We start from the raw sequence: 23,540 nt of genomic DNA on the forward strand, positions 1-23,540 counted from the left end.
CCCCAACGATGTCCATTACAGTTACCAGCAGCCGCACCAGGCAGCGTAAGAGAAAACACTAACTCCGCTGTCCGAAATTCACGCAGCAGCCCAGATTAGGGTCCGCGCCCGTGGGCGCGAGTGATGAGGGCCGTTAGGGGATTTCGGCTTTCGGTAGGGGATCGGGGCACTGGAGCTACCCTGCGGTTCTCTAGTGTCCCGACACCGCCGCATCTGTAATGTTGAGCGTTACACCGGTGCGGTCCTTTCTCCCCACTCTTAGTTAGTTTTGAACTTTGACCGAAGTTTGTGAACGGACCTCAGCCCGGAGTGCCCCCTGAAATTCCCTTAGTCCTGATCACTGCTCATGTCCCGGCACCATCGGGCGCCGCCGTCCCCGCCGGTACCGGTCGAGGACTGAACGTGCAGACCGGAGCCGTCGACATGAGGGCCGCTGACGAGACGAGGGTAGAAGCTGATCCGTTTGTATCCGGGGGAGCTGCCGGGGCAGCACTGTTCCTCCTTTCCGGTGCCGCAGGATGGTTGCGGCGATCCGCCAGAGGTCGACAGTGTGAGGCTGGCAGGGGCCCTGTCGCATGGTGGGATGATCTTGGTTAGCTGCTACCTCGAGGACCCCTGGGGCAAGAACGCGGTCGTCACCGCGTCTCCGACAGAAAGTAGCTAAGTTGGGCTAAGTCTAGCAAGGGGTGCGGGCGGGTCTTAGTAGTAGGAGGAGTCAGGCGTTGAGGCTGCGGCTACTGTGGGACGATGACCCAGGCAACGGTGCGGTGGCGATGGCTTTCAAGCATAAGAGTTCGTGTTCTTGCGGTGGTGGTTGGGTTGCTGGTCCTGTCGTCTGTGGGCTCGGTGCTCCTTCTGTGGGTGGTGTTGTATGAGCGTTTGGACGATGAAATCAGTTTGGGCTTAGAGCGTGAGGCTGAGGAATTCTCCCTCCTCGCGGAGGGGGTGGACCCGAGGACGGGGGAGCCCTTCGGAGATGACGTCAGAGCCATTTTCGATGTGTACTTTGACCGTGAAATACCGGACGAAGGAGAGATTCTTTTAGCCTTCTTCGATGGTGATCTCTACGATTCTCGTAGAGCATCCGCCGTTCCCAACCCGGATGAGTTCCAGCCAAGCATCGACTATTGGGTTTCCCTCGACCGCCCGGAATCCGGAACGCTCGTCACTCCCGCCGGCCCCGCCCAGTATGTTGTGCTCCCACTCGGCGGTGCCCCTGCCGGGATGATGGTGATCGTCAACTTTCCGGCCTTCGAACGAGGGGAGATAGATGAGGCGGTTCAAACCCAACTGATCGTCCAATTCGGCACAACCATTCTCGCGTCAATTATCGGGCTAGCGTTGGCCGGCCGGATCCTGCGCCCACTGCGCGCCCTAGCTGAGACGGCGCTCACTATTTCGGAAGCCGATCTCAGCCAGCGGATTAACACCCATGGCCACCGCGATGAGGCCTCCCAGATTGCCGAAGCCTTTAACGACATGCTGACCCGCCTCGAGGGATCCTTCACCACCCAACGCCAGTTTCTCGATGACACGAGCCACGAGCTGCGCACTCCACTTACCATCATTCGCGGACACATCGAACTCCTCGAACTGGACAAGACCGCTGAGCAACGCAGGCAAACTATTGCTCTGGTGGTCGCGGAAATCGATCGGATGAACGATATGGTCACTGACCTGTTCCTCTTGGCCAGGGCCGAACAACCGGATTTCGTCCACCTTGAACACCTAGATGTGCAGGCGCTGCTGCGAAGCGTGCACCAAAAAATGACCGTCATGGCGCAGCGGGAGTGGCAACTTCAACTGCCCGAGTCCTCCACCCAAGTCTTTCTCGATCCGAACCGGATCACTCAGGCGCTGCTCCAACTTGCCGACAACGCGGTTAAACACACCGCCCCCGGTGAAGTTATTGAGCTCGGCGCGGACCTCACCGCTGGGAGTCTGATGATCTGGGTTGCTGACTGCGGGCCCGGAATCTCCGGCGCCGATAAAGATCGGATCTTTGAACGCTTTCAAAAAGGGGCTATTCACCCTGGTTCGCGGAAGGGTGCGGGGTTGGGTCTGTCCATAGTCGCGGCAATAGCAGCAGCCCACCACGGAAAGGTAACCGTCGTACCCGAACCAGGGTGGGGCGCATACTTTTTACTCACCCTTCCCCGCTGATTCCTACGCGAACCCTTGCCCTAGGATCATCACCCGCATCAACTGGTGGAGCCGGTTCGGTCGGTGCTGCTGGGGTTATTGGTGGTGCCGGTTCGGTGGGTGGTGCTGGTGGTGGTGGTGGTGGTGGTATTGGTGGTGCCGGTTCGGTGGGTGGTGCTGGTGGTGGTGGTATTGGTGGTGCCGGTTCGGTGGGTGGTGCTGGTGGTGGTGGTATTGGTGGTGCCGGTTCGGTCGGTGGGGCTGGGGGCGCTGGCTCGGTCGGTGCTGGGGGTATTGGTGGTGCCGGTTCGGTGGGTGGTGCTGGTGGTGGTGGTGGGGGCGCTGGCTCGGTGGGGGGTGGTGGAGCTGGGGGTGCTGGTGTCGGAGGTGGTGCGCCCGGGCCCGGAGCTGGACCGGGTAGGAAAGGGGCAGCAGGAGGTAGGGGTTGCAGTTCGCCGGGTGCTGGCGGGGACTTTTTGGGTGGAGGTGTGGGCGTTTGCAGGTTGGGTGCCGGTTGGGTTGGGTTTGCTTGGTCATCAGTTTTGGCTTCGAGGTAAGTGCGGAGGGTTGCGATATCGTCCTCTATGCGTTGTTGCCGGTCGGGTGGAACGAATCCGCTCAACGCCAGGGCGTCCAATCGGACGCTGAGTTCGTCTACAACACGTAGGGCTTCCTCGTAGTCTCCATCGACAGAGAACTCTGTGACGGCGAGGACGTCAGATTGGAGCTGACGGGCCGCGTCCGGACTGTAACCCTCTGAAGTACTGCAGCCACTGATAAAGGCCACGCTGAGAACTATTGCCGAGGTGTGGCTGAGGAATCGGGCGATTGTCATTATGGTGCCACACTGTCCTGTAGTTCCTGGAGTAGATCCCCGAGTTCTCCTGGCGTCGCAGGATAGTCAACGGGCACGAGGGTGGGTCCGTCTCCGGTGTTGATGGTCAGCACTAGTAGCGCTGCTATTGCCAGCAGCGCTACTGCCAGGATGAGAGCTATTAGAACCCATTGGGTGACCCCTGGTCTGCGGCGCTGCTCCGGCGGGTTTGGATTTTCTTCCCGAGGCGGCTGAGCCAGTTCCCTGTCCGGAACAGAGTTGATTGGATTTGGGGGTAATTTACCTGTCCGGTTGGCGGTGGGTATGGCTGAGGTCGGCGGTCCACTCGACGACGCAAAACCTGGCCGGAGGGCAGAGGTTGGGTCAACCAGTGAATCGGTCTCCGGGTACGGTGCCCAATGATCGACTGAGCCTGACTTGTTCGGAGCGCCGGGGCCGGGTAGTGAGCGCAGCGCTAACGCTGTCTCGGCCGCGGTGGGACGGTCCACCGGATTGTGGGCGGTCATAGCATGGAGCAGTTGGGTCCAGCCGCTGCCCAGCGTTACTGGAACCGGCGGGCCGCGATATAACCGAGCCGTAGCGGACGCTGCGGCAGGTCCCGGGAAAGCGGTCTTCCCGGTGAGGCATTCCAGTAGTACCAGCCCCAGAGAGTAGATGTCGCTGGCCGGAGTTATGGAAGTGCCCTCAGCCTGTTCGGGGCTGAGGTAGGCGGCAGTGCCCATGGACTGTCCGGTGACGGTTAACCGTGTAGCGTCCATTAGCCGGGCAATGCCGAAGTCTGTGAGTTTGGGGTTCCGCGCCCGTTGGGCGTCCCTGAAACCTCCGAGAAGGATGTTGGCGGGCTTCACATCTCGGTGAACTATGCCGCGGCCATGAATGTAGGCAAGAGCGTCAGCGACTCCGGCGCCCATAACTACCGTCTCTTCTTCAGCGAGGGGCGCGTTGTATCTGGCACGGTGGAGATCCTCGCCGTGGACCAGTTCCATGACCAGGTAGGTCTGCGGGTGAAGCGTTGCGGTGTCCGTGCCGACATCAAAGATCGTGACGAGGTTGCGGTGACTCAGCGAGGCCAGAACTCTCGCCTCGCCCTGTTGCCGGTCGGTCTCATCGTCTCCGATTGCACCCGCACGGAAAAGCTTGACTGCCACGTCCCTGCCAAGTACCTCATCACGCGCTTGGTAGACCGATGCCATCCCGCCCTGACCAATGGGAGCGCCAAGCCTGTAGCGCCCGCCGAGGATCACAGTCGCTGGCGCACCGGCGGGTATCTTTTTCTCTTTAACAGGCTCTCCCGCGCCAGATCCCGGATGAGGGTCTTTGTTATTCATTTTCTCAGTCCAAGATCGGAAGGTCGGTCACGGCGGATACCCAGACTGGTTGCGGTACAGGTCGGGAATCTTCGGTATTGCGGTTGGCCTTGTTCGTGTGGGGGAATGGCATACTGAGGGCAGCATCCGGGTATCGGGTCAACATCTCGGGAACCCTACAGAGTGCTGGGGACGGTAACTCATCGCTGAGGCTGCTTCCAGGCAGCTTCGTAGTTGTAAGAGTCCGTCCCGGATGCGGCTCTTCACCGTTGGTAGCGGTAGGTCAAGCTTTTCGGCGACTTCCCGGTAGGTAAGCTCGCCGTAATAGGCCAGGGAAATTGCTTCCCGCTGCACGTGAGACAGGGTTTTCATCGACGCGAGGACGCTTTGGGCTTCGACCCTGCCGATGGCGTCCGCCGCCTCGTCGAATTCGATGGTTAGGGTGGCCGCACCCCAGTTCGCCTCGCGGTTGATGTGCCCTTGTTCTGTGCGGACTTGATCGACCGCTCTGCGGTGGGTGATGGTCATCAGCCAAGCCAGGGGTGTTCCTGCGGCGGGACTGTATTTGTGGGCATCCTGCCACACCACCAAAAATACTTCTTGGGTGGTGTCGTAGCTGATCGCACCATCGATGATGACTCTGCGTGCCAGTCCGTTAACCTGGCCCGCAGTGTGGTGGTAGAAGGCTGTAAAAGCCTCACGGTCTCCGTCAGCCGTACGTAGTAACAGTCCGGTAAGCGCGGCACGATCAGCAACGGCCCTAACCCCGGGACCGGACTTCGGGCGTTCAAAGTTGTTCATTGCACCCATCTTGTAGAACCAAGCAGCGCCCCAGCGGGCTGCCGTCACACGATGCGAGCGACGCGAACGTCAGTTCTCAATCTTTGTTGCGCACACATAATTCACGATCACCACACCGGGCTTTAGCCTCCAGTTTGATAGTAGTTCGCTGGACTGCAGTCTGTGATGGTCAGCAGGCTTGCAAAACTTTTTGGAATGCAATTGTGATGGACTGCTTCCGTCAAATATTCCAGGTCATTCCCAGCTACACTGTCATAGGCAGGCAGGCGAGTAGGTGCCACTGAGACCGGGTAATGACCTCGATCGGTAACATCGTTGGGCGGACTGGCTTCGTGTTCCGCAGTCAGACGTAATAGAACGTTATCAGCTCTTTACCATGAAAAGCGTCCACCAGACCTTCACCAATTCCTCTTCGTCTAAGGTGGGTCCTATGACTCCCAAAACGGTCGGGCACTTCATGATGGCATCCGGAGCTCTCATGCTTGTGGTGTTTATTGCGATGTGGGTGGTCCTACTTCTCGGGACCTGGGATGGCTCGCTGTACTCGGAACTATCTGTGCACTCGTGGTGATTACCAGCGGCTATCTGATCAGCAGGCGGGAGAGCTGGCCGACATGACACTTTCCAACTCAGCAATGGGTAACAGTCATGTGGGCACGGCTATATCGGACCAGGGCGCGGGCTGACGTATGCGCTGTTATCGGCGTTCCACTGACTTGGGTCAGGCAAGTCTTCAGCGGTTTCTTGTTGGGGTGGTGCGCTGGAGAAGGAGTGGCAGTGTTCCTGCCAGGCAGATGATGCTTGTTGTGATGATGAGGACTCGGTAGTCGATTGTGCTGATCAGTGCTGCCGCGATCATGTTCGCTAGAACTTGTGGGACGTTGATGAGCATGCTGGTTGCTGCTGAGGTTCTTCCCTGGAGGCGTGCGGGGCTTTCGGTTTGGCGCAGGGTGATGAAGGCGATCACGGTCCAGGTGACGCTTAGACCTGTGAGGACTGAGCCTGTCAGGACAATGGGTACTGATGGGACGGCGGATGCGAGTACGGCGATGCCGAGCAGGAGAACACCAAGGATGATGACGGTGCGGATGCCGAGTTTGCGTATGAGGATGCTCGCGGTGAGCCCGCCGATGATTGCCATGGCTCCTTGGACGCTGACGAGGACGCTGAGGAATTCAGGTGGCATGCCCAGGCCTTGTTCGATGGTGGCGAAGATGGTGACGTTGAAGATACCCGTGGCGCCTATCGCGATGCTCAGGGTAAGCATTGCCGGTGCTAGGAGTTGATGCTGGGCGAGGAAGCGCAGGCCGGCCGTCGTGCTCTGCCAGAAGCTTTCGTCGGTGTTCCTGTCGGGGTCTGATTCGTGCACCGTGATGGTCATGAGGACCAGGGCTGCCATGGTGAAGCAGATGCTGGTTGCCAGTACTACTGCGCTCATTCCCCAGAGTGCGAGCATGCCGGCGCCGATGAGGGGGGAGATGATTCGTAGTCCCTGATCGATGCTGCTCAGGAGTCCGTTCGCCGGTGCGAGGAGCCGGGTTGGGAGCATGTCGCGCAGGAGCCCTGATTGGGCTGCTGAGGTCACGTAGTTGGATGTCGCGTACGTGAACACGACCAGGTAGACCAGCCACAGGTGGTCGGCTGATTGGACGGTCAGGAGGACCAGGACCACCGCGGCCGCGCAGAAATTGTTGATGATGAGCAGAGGCTTTCGCCTGAAGCGGTCTGCAAGTTGACCTATCAGAGGAGCCAGGAGCGCCGGTAGACCGAGGGCAACGAACACGAGCCCGGCGGCTGCGTCACTTCCGGTGAGTTGCTTCACCCAGATCGCGGCTGTCAGGAACAGAGCCGAGTCACCGAAGTTGCTGAATATCCAGGCAAGGGCGAGGCGACGAAAGGCCGGAATTCTCAGGGCTTCGCGGTTCGTGCCGACATCATTGGATTGAGGCGTCAGCACTCCCTCCGCGATGGTGGGGCTCGCTGCGGGCGCTGGTTGCTGTGGGTTCGAATCATCTGCAGCCATTCTCAGCTGTCTTCACGATCGGCTCGATGTGCTGGCCGGTCCGGGTCGATATTCACCACGGAGAAGAGCTGAACCGGCACCGAGCCTTCGGGCCATAGCTCCGGATGTTGCCACCTACCATCGAAGCGACGGGCCAACTCCCAGAGGTCTTCCCGGAACTGGCGGATCTCATCATGGGTGGCATAGAAGCTCGAGCTGGTGACCGTAGAGACGTCAATGTCCTCCACCGGTAATTGCGACGCGCGCTGCAGCCACGACTGAATGCGGTCCACCTGACGATGCACGAAGATACTCGCCATGGCCGACACAGCGTGAACAGACCCTGGTGCGTTCCGGTCAATGACCGATGACCTGCCGTGCGAGACGACCTTCCAAGGCTTTTCCCGCCCCGCCTGGTCGACCTGCTCGATATATCCATGCTTCGCGAGCATCCGCAGATGGTACGAACAGCTCGCTACGGACTCGCCAATCGCCGCCGCGCATTCCGTCGCAGTTGCTCTCCCCGCATCATCTAAGTAATCGAGAAGCTCCAAACGGACAGGATGAGCGAGAGCGCGAATGCGAACCGGATCACTGATGACCTGTTCACTCGACGGACCACGGTAACTCACACCATCAGGAAGCGGGGCAGGCGTAGGAAGCTCTTCGTTCGTCATACCTAAAGACTCCTTGATTAAGAAGTCTTTAGCAAGGGTTATTGTCCAACTGCGCAGATTCTTCTTCCCGGCGCGAGGGCGGAAGCGACAGTCGAGACATTGACGCTGCTAGGGGTGATTCTCTGGCCGACCGACCAGCTATCTAGCTACTTGCTAGGCGACAGGGGCGGGATCTGGGCGACGTAACAGGGTGTTATCGGCGTTCCGTGAACTAATGAAGTTATTAATCGAACCTTCAGCAGGCCCGTCGCTCCTGATACGCCAGCTAGAGCGGCCACATCGTCCATGGTCGCCATCGCACAGATCTATCGTGGATGAATACTTGGTCTGACGGTAGGTTTGTTGGGGCTATTTGACGCTGCCTGCGGTGAGTCCGCGGACGAAGAATCGCTGAAGTCCAAAGAAGATGATCAGGGGAACTACCAGGGTGATGAAGGAGCCGGCTGCGACGCGCTGCCAGCCTTGCCCGTACTGGCCTAGCAAGGTGTAGAGGCCTTGTGTCATCACGGAGTTTGGACCGCTCTGAATGAAGATGTATGCGACGAGGAAGTCGTTCCAGACCCAGAGGAACTGGAAGATCGCGAAGGATGCCAGTGCGGGTACGGACATCGGTACGACGAGTCTCCAGAAGGTTTGGAAGTGGCTAGCTCCGTCGATCTTGGCTGCCTCGATAAGCGAGTTAGGCAAGGTCTGCATGTAGTTGCGGAGCATGTAGATTGCCAGAGGCATCGCGAAGGTCGCGTGGACGATCCACGCTGCAGGGTACTGGCCGATGATTTGGATGCCGGTCGTATCTCCGAACCAGACGAAGAGCTGCAGAACGGGAATGATGGCCAACTGAACGGGGACGACCATGAGGCCCAGGACAATGCCGAAATAGATTTCCTTGCCGCGAAACTGGAAGAATGTGAAAGCGTACGCAGCCATGGCCGCGATCATGACGGGAAGGACGGTCGCCGGAACGGTGACGGCGACGGAGTTCCAGAAGGTCGTGCTGACGTCGAGAGCTGCCCAGGCGTCGGCGAAGTTCTGTCCGGTCCAGCCCTGCCCTAAAGGATCAACGAAGACTGTCCACCACCCTGTGGCGTCGACGCCAGCTTTGGTGCGGAAGCTTGTAATGAGCAAGCCTGCGAGGGGGAAGAGCCAGGCAAGTGCGATGACCCCCATGACGATGGTTGTGATAATTCGGGGTTTTGGTGCTTCGCCTGCAAGGTTTGCTCGGCGTTTCTTCCGGCGGGTATCGATTGTTGTTTTTTGGGTGGCCTCGTTGATGATCGGGGTAGGGATGATGGTCACCGGAGTTCCTCCTGCGCTTTGTAGCTGCGGACCTGATAGACGATGAGAGGTACTACGGCGATCATCAAAATGATGACGACGGCTGCCGCTTTTCCTGGATTTTGGAAGCTGAACAGCTGAGAGTAGAAGTCCACGGCGAGGACGCTGGTGTTGTACTGTCCGCCGGTCATCGCGTAGATGATGTCGAAGATCTTCATGACGAAGATGACGATCGTGACGAATACCGCGAGGATTGTGCCGCGGATTTGCGGGACGATCACCAGGAAGAACGCGCGTCGCTCGCTCGCTCCGTCGAGGCGGGCCGCTTCGACGGTTTCTTCAGGAACAGCTTTGATGGCCGCTGATAGGAGGACCATTGCGAAGCCAACCTGCAACCAGATGGCGATGCACATGAGCAGGAAGCTGTTGAGGCGACCTGAGTCGAGGGTCAGCCAAGGAATCGGATCCTGGCCGGTAATGGCTGTCCATGCTGCGTTGAGCAAATAGATCTGCGGGTTGCCTGGGGGAGCGTAAAAGTAGATGAACCGCCAGGTGACGGCGGCGGCGACGCCGCTGATCGCCATAGGCAGGAAGATCATCGCCTTGAACGTTGTCTCTCGGCGTTTACCCAGACGGTCTGTAAGGATCGCCACGAGTAGGCCGATGACGAGAGTTGCTGCGGGAACAACGAGGACCCAGAGAAGGTTGTTTAGCAAAACGCCGAGGAATCCGGGGTCGGTGATCAGATCTGCGTAGTTTTGGAAGCCGACGAAACGATCGCCTTCGCCGCGCCGCTGGCTGGTCTGGGTGAAGCTCTGCACCACGGTCCGCAGGGCCGGGTATAGGAGGAAGATTGAGACGAGCACGAGGACCGGGGCGAGGAAGACGTAGGGCAGCAGTCTGGCCCTCCACCGGTTGCTGGACTTTTCGACGAGCCAGTTCAGGCTCCAGAAGATCAGCAGGGAGATTCCGAGTCCCAGGACCACGGAGATGAGTGCGCTGAAGATGGGCATCGTGTGTCCTACCTGACGTCGTTGCAAGGATGAAACGGCAGGTGGCCGGGAACGTCAACTGCTCCCGGCCACTGCCAGAACGGTAGCTACCGATCTGGCCAGGAAGAGTCGATCGCCTGGAAAGCCTCTTCCATGGTGGTTTGCCCGGAGAACCAGTTGGTGAGTTGCGTCCACTCAGTCCCGGCCCCAACCTCGCCTGGCATTTGATCGGAAGCGTCGAATCCGAAGACCGTCGACTGGGCCAGCAGTTCCTGTGCCTTGCGCTGGAATTCCGTGGTGTAGTTTGAGGCGTCGAAGTCGTTGTGCGGGGACAGGAAGATCGCCTGACTGGCGTATCCGTTAGTGCCGAAATCCTTGCCGACTAGATACTCGAGAACCTGCTTTGTCTCGTCAGAGTTCGTGAACGCGCCTACAAGGTCGCCACCTCCGAGCATCGCGACGTCGGTCCCCTCGGGCGAAGGGAGTTGGAAAAAGTCGATGTTCGTCAGATCCCCGGCCTGGATTTGGGCTTTGATATCGTCAGGGAAGAAGTCCGAGATGAATGATCCCTGTCGCATCATGAAGCACTGGCCGTTGTCCTTGCCTTCAGTGAAGAGCTGGTTGCCAGCAGTCTGGAACGACGTCGTCGCGGCGGCAGGGCCTCCGCCGTTAACCTTGCCGGGTTCGAGTAGCTGGCTGGCAACCTTGTCGCCGGCTTGGCGAACGAGCTCGCTATCAAACGTCACATCCCCGGCGATCCACTCGTTGTACTGTTCAAGTCCCCCATACCGGAGCACGTATTCCTCCAGCCAATCCGTGGCTGCCCAGCCGGTGCCCGCACCAGATTCAAGGCCCACGCACCAGGGGGATCCGAGGTCTTGTTCTATGATCGTTGTTTGAATTTCGGTGAGTTCTGCATCCGTCGTAGGAACACTCAGCCCCGCTGACTCGAACGCACTCGGGTTGTACCAGACAAGAGACTTGACGTTGATGGAGTAGGGCAGGCCGAAGGTCTGACCATCCACCTCGGCGATGGTGCCGAGCCCGTTGGCTTCATCCGCCGTGACGGCCTCGACATCAATGCCAAGCTCCTCCAGCGGGAATAGGCTCGAAGTCTGGCTCTTCAGGACCCCGGGCTGAGGGTATATCGCGATGTCCGGGGGATTGCCTGCTGTGGCTCGGGCGACCACCGCCGTCTGGAAGTCCGTGTTGCCGTCGTAGGTGGCCTTGATCCCGGACGTCTCGGACCATTTGTCGAGATCCGCTTGGAATGCCTCGGCTTGCGCATCAGTGAAAGCACCCATGATCGTAATCGGTTCTCCGTCACTGCCGTTTGCCTGGCCGCCACCGCTACTGCAGCCCGTCAGGGAGACCGCCAGTACAACAGTCAGCGCTCCGGCGATTTTCTGTGGAAGCCTCATCGCTTCGTCCTTTCGTGAGCGGGTAACATCTACCCAAAACGTTTTGATAATATTCGACAGTACTCAGCGCTAATAAAGACACAAAACGTTTTCGGCTTCGATTGCATAACGATTTGGACCACTATGACTCGGCTCACCACTGTCACCCGACCCCAATTCCACTTCACCTCTAACGGGTGGATCAACGATCCACATGCCATCACCTACTTTCGTGGCCGCTATCACCTTTTCTTCCAACACGTCCCCGGCAATACCGTGTGGGGTCTTGGGTGCTACTGGGGTCATGCAAGTGGCCCGGACCTCTTCTCCCTTGAAGAGATGGCGCCTGCTTTGGCGCCGGGGGACGGGGATGATGGCGTCTGGTCCGGATCTCTGACTATTGACGCCGCTGGCACGCCTCGTATCTTCTATACCTCGGTTTCTCACGAACATCCCGCCCTGGGGAGCGTACGCACCGCGACTCCACTCGACGACGGATGGGTGAACTGGGAAAAGGGGCCGGTGGTGGTTGGACCGTCGGAGCAAGGGGACGTCGTCGTTTACCGCGACCCGACGATCGTTCGAACGCCAGAAGGGTGGCGGATGTTAGTCGGCGCAGGGTTCAGCGATGGAAGCGCTGGCGTCCTTGGTTACGTGTCGGTTGATGGGGAGCGCTGGGAGGAGGACAAGGTCGCGATACGCCGGTCGGGGGAGGAGCAGTTCCCGCTCTGGAGTGGTTCGATGTGGGAGTGCCCTCAAATTATTGAGATTGACGGGCAGCACGCCCTGATTGTCTCGGTCTGGGATGCTGATATTCTCTGGGATGTCGTCTATGCCTTGGGTACCTATGCGGATGGGGCTTTCGTTGCCCGCACGTGGGGGCATCTGAGCTATGGTCCGTCCCCTTATGCGGCGACAACGTTCCGGGACGCTGCAGGTTTCCCCGCTTTGATGTTCTGGCTTCGGGAGGTTTCCGGTTCCCAGTGGGCAGGAGCGCACTCGATCCCCTATCGCATCACGATTGAAAACGACGTTTTAGTGCTGGATCCGCACCCTGATTTAGTCGCCTATCGCACTGACGCAGGTCACGGTTCTGCCAGTGACATCACGTGGCCGGCCACAGCGGAGGACTTCCTTGAGCTCCAACAGGATGGTGTTACGTCGCTGAAGATCGACCGTGGCCCGACACACCTCACCGTCAGTATCCGAACGCAGGAATTCCGGTTTCCCTGGGCCGGGGACATACGCATCATCGTGGATGGGCCGGTAGTGGAGATATCCTCACGCGCAGGGGTTTTCGCCGCTCCTTTTCCAGTCCTGGAAGGTCAATGGACGTATTCCGGCGCCGAGGTCATTGTCTTCGGGTTAGCGCGCGGGTAGGTCACGTGAACGGGGTCCTGCTACCGAGTCACGCGTGATAAGTGTCCCCGGCAGTCGCGTTTCCAAGGGAGCTGAACGCACCTCGCCCTCCATTTCCGCCAGCGCCGCCATCACCGCCCACTGGCCCATGGCATAGTGCGGCAAGGAAACGGTCGTCAAGCCGGGGAAAAGGGCTCCAGCCACAGGTTCGAAGTTATCGACCGAGATGACCGAGAGGTCCCCCGGTATCGATAGTCCGGCATGCAGGGCGGCCTGGTAAACGCCCATCGCCATCGGGTCATTGAAGCAGAAAACGGCCGTGATATCGCGGGCTTCGGCCTCGATCATCTGAGCGAATGCAGCCCGTCCGGCCGCTGACGTTCCCGGGTCACCTCCCGCGAAGACTCTGGGCTGCATGCCAGCCTCGCGCATTACCGCCGTGTAACCGGCCAGGCGACCGACGCTTCCACGCCCCTGCGCCGACACGGTTAGGTGTGCGATTGCTGTATGACCAGCGGTGAGCAGTGTTTCTGTAGCCAGTCGACCGATCTGCTCCTCATCGGGCACCACCGAGCGAATGCCACCGCGCGTGTCAGTGGTATCGACAAGCACCGATGGGATCCGGTCGAGCTCATGTGGCAGTGTCGCTGAATCCTGATGAAACATCCGGGCGTAGATCACAGCATCGATTTGCGCGGACAAGAGACCGGTCAGCTGCCGAGACTCTATTGTGCTGTCGCGATTGGAGTTCACAACGACCAAAAGCTGCCCGCGCTCCGATGCCGCATCCTGAGCTCCGAGCACAACCCGCGTCGCAAACGGCGTCGTCGCAAGGTCATCGGACACCAGGCCGAGAATCTGTGACCGCCGGCTTCTTAGTCCGCTGGCTAGCCGGTTCGGCGCGTAACCCAACTCATTAGCAACTTGTTGCACCCGCGATCGCGTAGTCTCCGCGACCTGACCACGACCACTCAAGGCATGGGAGACAGTCGTGATTGACACAGAGGCAGCACGAGCAACATCCGCTATACCCACCGGCTTGAAGGATGCATTACCTGACGTCACGAATGCTCCTTCGGCTTGCCTGACTCCTATAGAAACTCTAAACCAAACCGTTTACGCTCCACTTCTAGCATATTAGGGAAGCCCTACGGAGAGGAGTGCAGTCTCGAGACCCAAAGATCACGTCCGGCCTGACAAGCTTGTCACCGATAGTGCACATTATTGAACACTCTGTTCTGATCCGGGTCCGAGACGACCGCAACCGTCAGGAAGGACACTGGAAGGCGACTTTCGCAAGCATCTTAGCCCGGACAATCTCATGGGTACCTAGCCCGGCTGTTCTAGTGCGGGTGTGACCCTTATGCGAGAGCTGACTGGTTCCGGAATTCGTCGACCTGAATTTACAGCCTGGAGAGTTGGGTTCCCTATCCGTGCTGGCAGGTGAGAGTGTCGGTACTGTTAGTCGCCGCTCAGCGGTTAGACGGCCGAACGGAGGAATTTCGGTGTGACCACGCGAAGGTGCAGCACGCCTGTCCGTGCCGAGTCGACTGCGGCGCACACGGCGCCAACGGCGACAGATCGCGCGCCAAGTGAGGAAAGAACCAGTTCTGGTACCGCAAGGTCGACTTCGTCCGGGAGAGCCGCGCGCGCCACGTCGGCGATTTGGTTGAGGTTCTCCGCGACCGCCCCTGCGACGATGACTCGGGAGGGGTCGTAGACACTGCCGAAGATCGCGGTTACGCGGGCGAGCAGGGCACCGGCCCGCTCGACGATGCCCCGAGACCAGGCATCACCGGACCTTGCGAGTTCGAGGACCGCACGTCCCGTGAGCTGTTCTTTGGGCAGGGAATCGAGGGGATGGCCAGCTGGGATCTCGCCTGCGGCTGCGGCGTCGCGCACCCAGCTTGTGAGTCTTAGGCCCATCCCCTTGGCGCTCCCGACGCCGAGGACCTTGTCGAGGGCAAACATTTCGCCGGCTCCACCGTGGGCGCCGCGTAGTAGCCGTCCGTCGACTACGACCCCTGCGCCGAAGCGATCACCGGCGAGAAGCACGACGTAGTCACTGCAGCCAATCGCGGCACCAACAGACCCCTCGGCGATGGCGGCGAGGGAGGCGTCGTTTTCGAGGCGAACGATCGGCACCCAGTCCTCGAACATAGGTCGAAGATCAGGATTCATTCGCTGCCAGAAGCCTTCCCGGTGGTGCGGGGAGTTTCCTTCGGAATCGACGGGTGCTGGTACTCCTATGCAAATGGCCAGCACGCTTTCCCGGCCCCGCCCCGCCGATCGAAGGGCAGAGTCTACCGAGGCCAGTACCGCAGCCCGACGCGCGTCCGCGCTGTCGTCCAGCGCGCTCAACTCGCGGGTCTCGCTGGCAATCGGAACACCGCGAAGGTCGGCGATCGTCGTCGTAATGTGCGATTGACCAGCATCCATTCCGACGACGACAGCCGCGTCGGCTCGCAGTTCAAAGCGCCGCGACGGACGCCCTTTGCGGTATTCACCGACGGCGCGTGCGTTAGGCAGCTCACGCAGGAGCCCAATGTCGATGAGCTCATCCAGCGCATCGATGGTAGTGGAGCGGGTGAGGCCGGTTGTAGCCATGGCATCTGTACTCACGAACACGCCCGCGTCCCAAGCGAAGGCCAGCAGCATCTCGAGACTTGCTCGTGGCGGTATGGGGGCTGGGTACGGCGTCGTCAACAAAGTGCTTGACCCTTTCGTCTTCATGTTGGATCATTATCGCAGGAGAGTTGATTTAGTACCCGAATCTAATCTACCTAACGATACGAACCCCTCAATGACGAGTTTGGTAAAGGACAAAGACGTGCCCAGACATACCCGCCGCGCACCCCGGACGCTGGCTGCATCACTCGGCTTTATTTTGACCGGTTCGGCCTTGGCTGGCTGCGGTGGAGACGGTGCTCCCGAGACTGTCCGCTTTCACCTCAGCAAGCCCGAGGCCATCCCGTACTTCAACGAACTCATCACCGAGTACAACGCCTCCCAGGACGATGTGGAAGTTGTCCTCGATTCGTCGTCGAACCTTCAGGCCGGGTTCCTGCGCGGTAACCCACCGGACCTTGGATTGCTGAACTACAACATGGAGATGGCCCGCTTCATGGAGCGGGGGGCTCTGAGTGACCTCTCTGACATGCCGGAGGCCGACCGTATTTTGCCCGCGGTTCAGGAGTTAGTGGACCAGTATGCTACCTACCCTGGGCGCACCAGCGTGCTGCCTTACTCGGTGATGGCCGCCTCCGTCATCTACAACAAGGAAATCTTCGAAGCGCAGGGCCTTGAGGTCCCGCAGACTTACGATGAGCTCATCGACGTCTGCGAGAAGCTCACAGAGGCCGGAATCACCCCGTTCTACGGCACCTTCCAGGATCCGTGGACGGTGGCGCAGGGCTGGTTCGACTACACGGTGGGCGGGGAGGTCGACGTCGCCAGCTTCTACGACGAGATTCGCGCGTTGGGCACCGAAGTTGGCCCCGAGTCTCCGGTCTCTTTTGAAGAGACGCTTGCGGAGCCGGTCGGAACAATGCAGGAGCTCATTGCCAACTACACGAACCCCGACGCCCCCAGCAAGACGTACGGCGATGGCAATCTCGCTTTCGCTAGGGGAGAGGCCGCTATGTATCTTCAGGGCCCCTGGGCTCTCGGTGAGATCGCGAAGACCAGTCCCGACCTCGACCTCGGGACGTTCCCGTTGCCGATGACCGACAATCCGGATGACCTCCAAGTGCGGGTCAACATCGATCTTGCCGCCTGGATCCCCGAGGCTTCGGAGAGCAAGGACGGTGCGCGAGCGTTTCTTAGCTTCCTCTTCCAGCAAGACGTCATGGACGAATACAACGCCGCGCAACTCGGCTACGGCACCACGGTCGATGCTGCCCCTGTCACCGACCCTCGGATCCTCGGCATGAAGGAGTACTACGACTCCGCGGACTTCTATCAGGGCCCCTCTCAGGCAATCCCGAACACGATTCCGGCCGCAAACTACATGCAGGGCATTGCACTCGGCGGGAACGTGGAGGGCACACTTGCCACGCTCGACGGCGACTGGGCACGTCTGGCGCTTCGCCAGTGACGCGACACAGCGGTATCCCCAGCCCTTTCCCGTTCAAACGACTTCGAAGGAGCCGAGCATGACGAAGACGACAGCGGCACCACCGCCGGACACCACCCGGGTTCCGGAAAGCGGTGCACCCATACCGAGGAAGCGACGGAGAGTCGAGGGGATTTACTACGCCTTCCTCCTGCCGAGCCTCATCATCTTCACACTCGCGATCGCCCTGCCCGCGGTCATCGGAATCTTTTTCAGCTTCACGAACTCGATCGGATTCGGCGAATGGGAATTCGTCGGGTTGATCAACTACATCGCGATGTTCTCGGACCCCGCCATCGTCCAGAGCTACCTTTTCACCTTCGGGTTCGCCACCTGCACGGTGATCGTAGTCAATGTCATCGCGTTCCTCCTTGCGGTCGGCCTGACAGCGAGGATTAAGCTCAAGACGAGTCTGAGGACGATTTTCGTCATCCCGATGGTGGTATCCGGCATCATCATCGCCTATGTGTTCAACTTTCTATTTTCCAACTCGCTCCCAGCTGTCGGTCAAGCGCTCGGCATCGAGACCTTGAGCGGAAGCATCCTCGCCAATCCTGACCTCGCCTGGGTGGCGATCGTGATTGTGACCGCATGGCAGGCCGTGCCGGGGACACTCCTCATCTACATCGCCGGCCTCCTCTCCATCCCGGGGGACGTATACGAGGCGGCGGACCTCGACGGTGCCAGCAAGTGGCAGCAGCTGCTACGGATTACCGTGCCCTTGGTTGCCGGGTACATCGTTATCAACGTAATTCTGGGCTTCAAGAACTTCCTCAACGCGTACGACGTCATCGTGGGCCTCACCGACGGCGGACCGGGCACAGCAACCCGCAGCATCCCGATGACGATCGTCACGGGCTTCACCGGTGGCGACTATGCCTACCAAATGGCAAACGCCACCATGTTCTTCATCATCGTGGTGGTCATCTCCCTCATCCAGCTCCGCCTCACTCGTGGAAGGAACACCCGCTGATGTCAGTTCAGCCCGCACTCGTTGCCAAGGACGCCGACGCCGCCGCAACCATCGAGGGGAAGGGAGCCCGACGCCGGTCACGGCGCGAACCCGCAGAACGACGTGGGAGCTCCAGTTGGTCTCTGACCATCGTGTTACTCCTGTGCGCAGTCACCGTCGTCATCCCGCTCTACGTGACCATTTCGATGGCCTTTAAGACACAGGGGCAGTCTGTCGACGGTAACGCGTTCTCCCTGCCAGCCCCCTTCAGCGTGGAGGGCTTCGTCACTGCGTGGACCCTCACGGACTACCCCAGGGCCTTTCTTGTGTCGATCCTCATCACGGCGGGGTCCGTGGTCGGAACTATCATCCTTGGAGCTCTCGCATCGTTTGCTATCTCGCGGAACTGGGATCGGCGCCTGTTCCGGTATTCCTTCTATTACCTGCTCGGGGCTATGTTCATCCCGTTCCCCGTGGTTGCGCTCCCGCAGATCCAGCTCACCGGCCTTGTCGGGCTAGACAACCCGCTCGGTGTCACCCTCTTGCACATCATGTTCCAGCTGAGTTTCAGCATTCTGCTGTTTACAGCCTTCCTACGCTCCATCCCGACGGAGCTTGAGGAAAGTGCGAGGATCGACGGCGCAAGCACCTGGCAGACCTTCTGGCAACTGATATTTCCTCTCCTGGCCCCGATGAGCGCGACCGTCGGCATCTTCGCGTTCCTCGCCTCGTGGAACGACTTCATGATGCCCTCGCTGATCACCTCGGACCCGTCGCTGCAAACCCTGCCGGTGCTGCAGAACATCTTCCAAACCCAGTTCAGCAGCAACTACAACGTTTCCTTCGCGTCTTACCTGATGGCCATGGCTCCGGCCATCATCGTTTTCCTCTTCACCCAGCGATGGGTCATGGAGGGCGTGACGCAGGGAGCCGTGAAGGGATGATCCTCGGTCTCGAAGTCGTCCCTGCATTGTGGAAACCTCTACAACGCCCGGGGGCCCCAGAATAACGAGTCACCCCCGAAAAACACCAGACTCCAGTCAGCCACGGTTCATTCGACAAACACTTCATCCACTCTTCACTGCCATCACCACCCCATCTCTACTTTCGGAAGAAGAACTATCTTGACTTTCACTACCACTCCAAATGTTGGATCCGGCGTTCACACCGCTGCCGAGCCCTTTCCTCACGCGCGCGCTGACCGCATGCAGGATCCGCACTGGTGGCGCCAGGCCGCCGTCTACCAGATCTACCCGCGGAGCTTCGCAGATTCCAACGGCGACGGAATCGGTGATTTGAGGGGTATCACCTCCCGTATTCCCTACCTCAAGTCCCTCGGCATCGACGCCGTCTGGCTGAGCCCCTTCTACCCCTCCGCCCTCGCGGACGGTGGCTACGATGTCGACGACTACCGCGACGTCGATCCCAAGCTGGGCACGCTCGCAGACTTCGACGAGATGATCGCCGCACTGCACCAAGCGGGTATTAAACTCATCGCCGACATCGTGCCCAACCACACCTCCGACCGGCACGCCTGGTTCCAGGAAGCACTCGCATCCCAGAAGGGATCCGCAGCACGCGACCGTTACATCTTCCGTGACGGCAAGGGACCGGACGGCGACGAACCGCCGTCCGACTGGGACTCCGTGTTCGGCGGCCCCGCCTGGGAGCGAACCGAGGACGGCCAGTGGTACCTGCACATCTTCGCCCGCGAGCAGCCAGACCTGAACTGGGACAACCGTGAGGTCCGTGACGACTTCCTGAAGACGCTGCGTTTCTGGTCCGACCGCGGCGTCGACGGCTTCCGCGTGGACGTGGCACACGCCCTTACCAAAGACATGACCGAACCCCTGCCATCCAAAGCGGAACTCGGACCCGAAGGGGAGAACAACAACGGACAGCACCCCTTCTGGGACCGCGACGAGGTCCATGAAGTCTTCGCCGAGTGGCGTGAGGTGTTCGACGAATACACGCCACCGCGCACCGCCGTCGCCGAAGCCTGGGTCCATACCGACCGCCGCGCCCGGTACGCCAGTCCCGAGGGACTAGGCCAAGCCTTCAACTTCGACCTACTGAGAGCGGACTGGAACCCCGGCCAGTTCCGCGACATCATCACCAAGAACCTCACCGAGGCGGCCTCCTCGGGGGCGTCGTCCACCTGGGTCTTCTCCAACCACGACGTCGTCCGGCACGCCACACGGTACGGGTTCCCCCTTGCGGGCTCGGAGAGCACGCCGACGGAAACCGCTAGGGACTGGCTAATGAGCGGCGGCACCGAGCCAGACCTCGACCATGAACTCGGCGAACGACGGGCCCGCGCGGTCACCCAACTGATGCTCGCGCTGCCGGGGTCCGCCTACCTCTACCAAGGGGAAGAACTCGGGCTTCACGAGGTTGCGGAAATCATCGACGAGGATCGCCAGGACCCCACGTTCTTTCGAAACACCGGCGTGGACGTGGGCCGTGACGGCTGCCGTGTACCGCTGCCATGGACGAAAGCCGGCGAGTCCTTCGGCTTCGGAATCGGCGGCTCGCACCTGCCGCAACCGGCGTGGTTCAGCGACTACGCCGTCCAAGTGCAGGAAAGCGATTCCCACTCACACCTCAGCTTCTACCGCCGGGCGCTCAAACTGCGGCGCGAGCTGCAAGGCGACGAGGACTTCGAATGGATCGAGGAGCGGTCCCCGGAGGTGCTGCACTTCACCCGTCTGGGAGGGTGGCACTGTGTCACCAACTTCAGCTCCGGGCCGGTAGATCTGCCTGCCGGCAGGGTCGTCGTGCTGAGCAGTTCTCCGCTCGTAGACGGCAGGCTGCCGAGCAACACGACGGCCTGGCTCGCCTGAGGCATCCTCCCACACGCACCCGCGAGTTCTAAGGGGACTGACAGCGATGCCTAACAACCCTGAAGTCACCCACCAAGATGGCCCGAAATCCCCCGTCAGACGACTCTGATCTGGTGGTTGGAGTAGGTGTTATCGCCGTGCTGAAGAAGATTGATAAATGGGACATACGCCGCCCTCAGAGCGAGATAATCGTCCTAAGGGCAACAGCTTTTTTCGCCGCTCCGACCGGCCATATAGCTACACGGCTAAGGTTGGCGTGCCTGATCAGAGTGACGTAATAGACCGTTATCGGCGCTTTTAGTTCGATGAGGGGATGCATGTCCTACGTCAAGGGTCGAAGCCGTGATGTTCAGGTGCGTCTGATTATCTGGTGGACAATGAGGTTTAAGCACCCATGTCCACTTCAGAAGCTGTCATATATAGGGATGTCATTCATTGCCACCACGTAGGAAGCGGCATCACACGGTCACTCGCGCGCTGCTAGAAGGGTTTGCTTACGGAGGACAAGTTCTGGTCAGGTCCCGAGACGGGAAGGAATTTAATCTCGCTACGGGCAGCGCTACTGTCGCCAACGATTTTTACTCCTTCCTTAACGAGGGTGAACATGACGACGCGGTGGAGGATTGGCTTTCGAAGGATGTGGAGCATGCGTTCGCTAGTCTTCTACCCAATCTTCGTGCGGGAGTGCAGCCTCCTAAGCAAGAACACCGAGTGATCGCGCGGTTCCTCGCGACAGCTTTACTTCGAACAAAGACAGCCCGCTCATATATGAGACAGATCGATGATCACGTCGCAGGAAGCGTTCTGTTGCAGATGGTTGCGCCTCGTTTGGGGTTGGATCTTCGGAGTATGAGCCACACCAAAATTGCAGAGTTGGAGCAGTTCTGCGACGAGGTGTGGGCTGAGCTTCCCTCCAAACCCGACATTGTGCTTACCGACCTGAGGGTTATGGTTCATCAGTCGCATAGGATCGAAGGGGTTCTGAACTCATATGTTTGGTCTGTCTTGCAGGGACCTGGACCTTTTTTTCTTATCGGTGACACGCCCGCTGTAGTCGTCGATGGCCACCAAACGGGATGGAGGGGCTTACTGCCCGAGGGGGCAACGATTTTCCTCCCGATATCGCCCTCGAAGGTGCTGATCGGGGAGCCACATTCTTTTGGACGTCCCTTCGCCGGTGACGAACTGGTGGCAACTGTCAACGCGTTGACGGTCCGGGATGCGTTTCGCGATGTCCTTCGTCATCCTGAAACGGTGTGGCCGGCAGAGCTTCACCTTGGCCCGGCACCTCCTTCGCTCCCTATCCCTACTCGCACATACTCAAGATCACCACTGTCCGGGCAACCGACGTTCCCGTATACCTATCCGGGTGTGAACGATGCCAAAGTGGCGGCGCTCTTAGAAAAATTGCGAATGAACCACATCGTCGAATAGCCCGAAGTTACTTGGCCGCATGGCTCCGAGAATCCGAGGTGAGTGATGAGCACGGTGGTAGACGATCTCCAGGCCGTAAGCTATGCAGCCGGCTGCTAGTGCCACACACTCAAATGGTGGGTTGGGGTTCTTCGGCCGTCGCCAGCAGTGCGTCCGCATACCTTTCGGCAGCAGTTCGAACGTATTGACGCGTGATGATTGAGATCCAGGCGGTGCCGAGGAATGCGGAACAGATGCCTGAGACGACGAGAGGCCATAGTGGCCATCCGGTGACCCCGATTGAGGCCACTATGATTCCGAGCACGGAGATTAGGAGGACGCTAGCCGCGACACTTAGGGCAAACCTTCTCAGGCCGTAGAAGTTTCGTGCGGTTCCGTACTGTACGAGTTCGACATACACCCGGGGATAGCGTTCCTTGTTCCGGGTTAGCTCCCTCATTTGTGCCACGGCGTCGAGATAGGCCTCCTCCGCGTCCATCGGGTCGCGCTCTTCCATGGCCTCCGTCGGAAGTGATACTCCGCTCATGTGCTGGACGCGCCTGTGCAACCGTTCAATCGCCGGTGTTGACCCTCCTGCCCACCGAAGCCGCTGTGCGGTAGGATTCCCGCCCCAATCGCTCCACAATGTGGTTTGAATGGTGTTGCCACGGTCTCGGACTTTTCGCATTGCTACAAGATGAAAACCGGCAGTGAGCACAATAAGGATGAGAGACCGTGTCGCGTCCTCAAAGGTTTGGGCGCGAAAGCAGGAGACGACAAGGATACTGATGGGAGCAAGTGTCGCTGCGACAGGTTTCAGCTGGGTGGTGCGTTCGTAATGATCCATCGACTCAGTCGCCAGGCTCGAGCCATGTCAGTGGTTTGGCTGTGACCCATCCCGGGCGTGAGGCCGCACCCCGGCTCCACCTGATTTGCTTGCCACGCGTCGCGTTCACTTTGTATCCACGGCGTTTGAAGGCGTTGGCGACCTCGGCGCGTGGATATGCTTCGGCTTCCTTGCCAACACTGACAAAGGCAGTGCGTTCTTGGGTGTCACCGACGATGGGACCGGCTAGACGGTCCATAATGTCGGTCGTGAGGCTATGTCGTGATCCATGGTGGGGGATGTCGAAAAAGTTTGGCACGGAAAGTGATCGGCTGTCACCGTCCAGATAGTCGGCCGCGCGACTCAGTGCAGAGGCGCCGGCATCACCCGTGAATAGAGCCCGGTATCCGTCGACGTTAAGGTCGAGAATGATGCTGCTATTGTTCCGCGGCGTGGTCCCGTTATTGTCGGTGAGTTCTCCTTCACCAGGGTCTGAACTTCGAGGAGTGGACTGCTGTGGAGATTTAGGACAGTGGGCCCTCTTAAAATGGGGGTTCTACTGAAAGTGAGACCAGCAGCATGTCTGCATCAAGATCACGCCG

At 59.6% G+C, this 23,540-nt stretch carries 19 protein-coding genes and 1 pseudogene; 9 read left to right on the top strand and 11 right to left on the bottom strand.

Annotated elements, in window-relative coordinates; translation table 11 throughout:
• Positions 1-747: 747 nt before the first annotated feature.
• On the top strand, positions 748-2,163 hold the full coding sequence (locus IWX64_RS15335) for a sensor histidine kinase (protein WP_196867999.1): 1,416 nt from the start codon (positions 748-750) through the stop codon (positions 2,161-2,163).
• 45 nt (positions 2,164-2,208) lie between these two features.
• Positions 2,209-2,790: a hypothetical protein gene (locus IWX64_RS15340; RefSeq protein WP_196868000.1), complete on the top strand. Its 582-nt coding sequence runs from the start codon at positions 2,209-2,211 to the stop codon at positions 2,788-2,790.
• A 186-nt stretch (positions 2,791-2,976) separates the two neighbouring features.
• Here the strand turns inward: IWX64_RS15340 and IWX64_RS15345 are convergent, their stop codons facing one another.
• Both IWX64_RS15345 and IWX64_RS15350 read right to left on the bottom strand, forming a co-directional pair.
• On the bottom strand, positions 2,977-4,305 hold the full coding sequence (locus IWX64_RS15345; protein ID WP_196868001.1) for a serine/threonine-protein kinase: 1,329 nt from the start codon (positions 4,303-4,305) through the stop codon (positions 2,977-2,979).
• A gap of 138 nt (positions 4,306-4,443) precedes the next feature.
• A complete protein-coding gene (locus IWX64_RS15350; RefSeq protein ID WP_196868002.1) occupies positions 4,444-5,085 on the bottom strand; it encodes a sigma-70 family RNA polymerase sigma factor in 642 nt (213 codons plus the stop codon).
• Between the two features lie 430 nt (positions 5,086-5,515).
• On the opposite strand from IWX64_RS15350, the gene IWX64_RS15355 reads away from it, so the two are divergent.
• Positions 5,516-5,656: a hypothetical protein gene (locus IWX64_RS15355; protein WP_196868003.1), complete on the top strand. Its 141-nt coding sequence runs from the start codon at positions 5,516-5,518 to the stop codon at positions 5,654-5,656.
• Between the two features lie 162 nt (positions 5,657-5,818).
• Here the strand turns inward: IWX64_RS15355 and IWX64_RS15360 are convergent, their stop codons facing one another.
• The 5 genes from IWX64_RS15360 to IWX64_RS15380 form a co-directional block, all read right to left on the bottom strand.
• Positions 5,819-7,108 carry an MFS transporter gene (locus tag IWX64_RS15360; RefSeq protein ID WP_196868004.1) on the bottom strand — a complete coding sequence of 430 codons (1,290 nt, stop codon included), beginning with the start codon at positions 7,106-7,108 and terminating at the stop codon, positions 5,819-5,821.
• 2 nt (positions 7,109-7,110) lie between these two features.
• On the bottom strand, positions 7,111-7,764 hold the full coding sequence (locus IWX64_RS15365) for a winged helix-turn-helix domain-containing protein (RefSeq protein WP_196868005.1): 654 nt from the start codon (positions 7,762-7,764) through the stop codon (positions 7,111-7,113).
• A gap of 348 nt (positions 7,765-8,112) precedes the next feature.
• Complete coding sequence (locus IWX64_RS15370) at positions 8,113-9,060, bottom strand: carbohydrate ABC transporter permease (protein WP_196868006.1); 948 nt, start codon at positions 9,058-9,060, stop codon at positions 8,113-8,115.
• On the bottom strand, positions 9,057-10,052 hold the full coding sequence (locus IWX64_RS15375) for a carbohydrate ABC transporter permease (protein WP_196868007.1): 996 nt from the start codon (positions 10,050-10,052) through the stop codon (positions 9,057-9,059). Before IWX64_RS15375 ends, IWX64_RS15370 begins: the two co-directional genes overlap by 4 nt.
• 86 nt (positions 10,053-10,138) lie before the next feature.
• Complete coding sequence (locus IWX64_RS15380) at positions 10,139-11,452, bottom strand: ABC transporter substrate-binding protein (protein WP_196868008.1); 1,314 nt, start codon at positions 11,450-11,452, stop codon at positions 10,139-10,141.
• Positions 11,453-11,575: 123 nt separating this feature from the next.
• Here IWX64_RS15380 and IWX64_RS15385 point away from each other — a divergent pair, with 123 nt between their 5' ends.
• Entirely contained in the window at positions 11,576-12,811 is a 1,236-nt protein-coding gene (locus tag IWX64_RS15385; RefSeq protein WP_196868009.1) for a glycoside hydrolase family 32 protein, read from the top strand.
• Here the strand turns inward: IWX64_RS15385 and IWX64_RS15390 are convergent.
• From IWX64_RS15390 to IWX64_RS15395, 3 genes and pseudogenes are all read right to left on the bottom strand, one after another.
• Positions 12,797-13,636, bottom strand: a complete 840-nt coding sequence (locus IWX64_RS15390) for a substrate-binding domain-containing protein (RefSeq protein WP_334683339.1) — start codon at positions 13,634-13,636, stop codon at positions 12,797-12,799. The two genes, IWX64_RS15385 and IWX64_RS15390, sit on opposite strands and share 15 nt — an antisense overlap.
• A gap of 60 nt (positions 13,637-13,696) precedes the next feature.
• Positions 13,697-13,855, bottom strand: a pseudogene (locus tag IWX64_RS17350) (LacI family DNA-binding transcriptional regulator); the annotation flags it as partial.
• Between the two features lie 414 nt (positions 13,856-14,269).
• A complete protein-coding gene (locus IWX64_RS15395; RefSeq protein WP_334683340.1) occupies positions 14,270-15,397 on the bottom strand; it encodes an ROK family protein in 1,128 nt (375 codons plus the stop codon).
• Between the two features lie 223 nt (positions 15,398-15,620).
• Here IWX64_RS15395 and IWX64_RS15400 point away from each other — a divergent pair, with 223 nt between their 5' ends.
• The 5 genes from IWX64_RS15400 to IWX64_RS15420 all read left to right on the top strand — a co-directional run bounded on the left by IWX64_RS15400 (position 15,621) and on the right by IWX64_RS15420 (position 22,133).
• Positions 15,621-16,886: an ABC transporter substrate-binding protein gene (locus tag IWX64_RS15400; protein ID WP_334683341.1), complete on the top strand. Its 1,266-nt coding sequence runs from the start codon at positions 15,621-15,623 to the stop codon at positions 16,884-16,886.
• 58 nt (positions 16,887-16,944) lie between these two features.
• Entirely contained in the window at positions 16,945-17,877 is a 933-nt protein-coding gene (locus tag IWX64_RS15405) for a carbohydrate ABC transporter permease (RefSeq protein ID WP_196868013.1), read from the top strand.
• On the top strand, positions 17,877-18,800 hold the full coding sequence (locus IWX64_RS15410) for a carbohydrate ABC transporter permease (RefSeq protein WP_196868014.1): 924 nt from the start codon (positions 17,877-17,879) through the stop codon (positions 18,798-18,800). Before IWX64_RS15405 ends, IWX64_RS15410 begins: the two co-directional genes overlap by 1 nt.
• Positions 18,801-19,061: 261 nt before the next feature.
• Positions 19,062-20,699 (top strand): glycoside hydrolase family 13 protein, encoded by a 1,638-nt coding sequence (locus tag IWX64_RS15415; RefSeq protein ID WP_196868017.1) that lies wholly within the window; start codon positions 19,062-19,064, stop codon positions 20,697-20,699.
• 435 nt (positions 20,700-21,134) lie between these two features.
• Positions 21,135-22,133: a DUF4238 domain-containing protein gene (locus IWX64_RS15420; RefSeq protein ID WP_196868015.1), complete on the top strand. Its 999-nt coding sequence runs from the start codon at positions 21,135-21,137 to the stop codon at positions 22,131-22,133.
• A 109-nt stretch (positions 22,134-22,242) separates the two neighbouring features.
• Here IWX64_RS15420 and IWX64_RS15425 read toward each other — a convergent pair whose 3' ends face one another.
• Positions 22,243-22,659: a hypothetical protein gene (locus IWX64_RS15425; protein ID WP_196868016.1), complete on the bottom strand. Its 417-nt coding sequence runs from the start codon at positions 22,657-22,659 to the stop codon at positions 22,243-22,245.
• Positions 22,660-23,540 lie beyond the last annotated feature (881 nt).

This window comes from Arthrobacter sp. CAN_A212 (assembly GCF_015752345.1).
Lineage (GTDB): Bacteria > Actinomycetota > Actinomycetes > Actinomycetales > Micrococcaceae > Arthrobacter_D.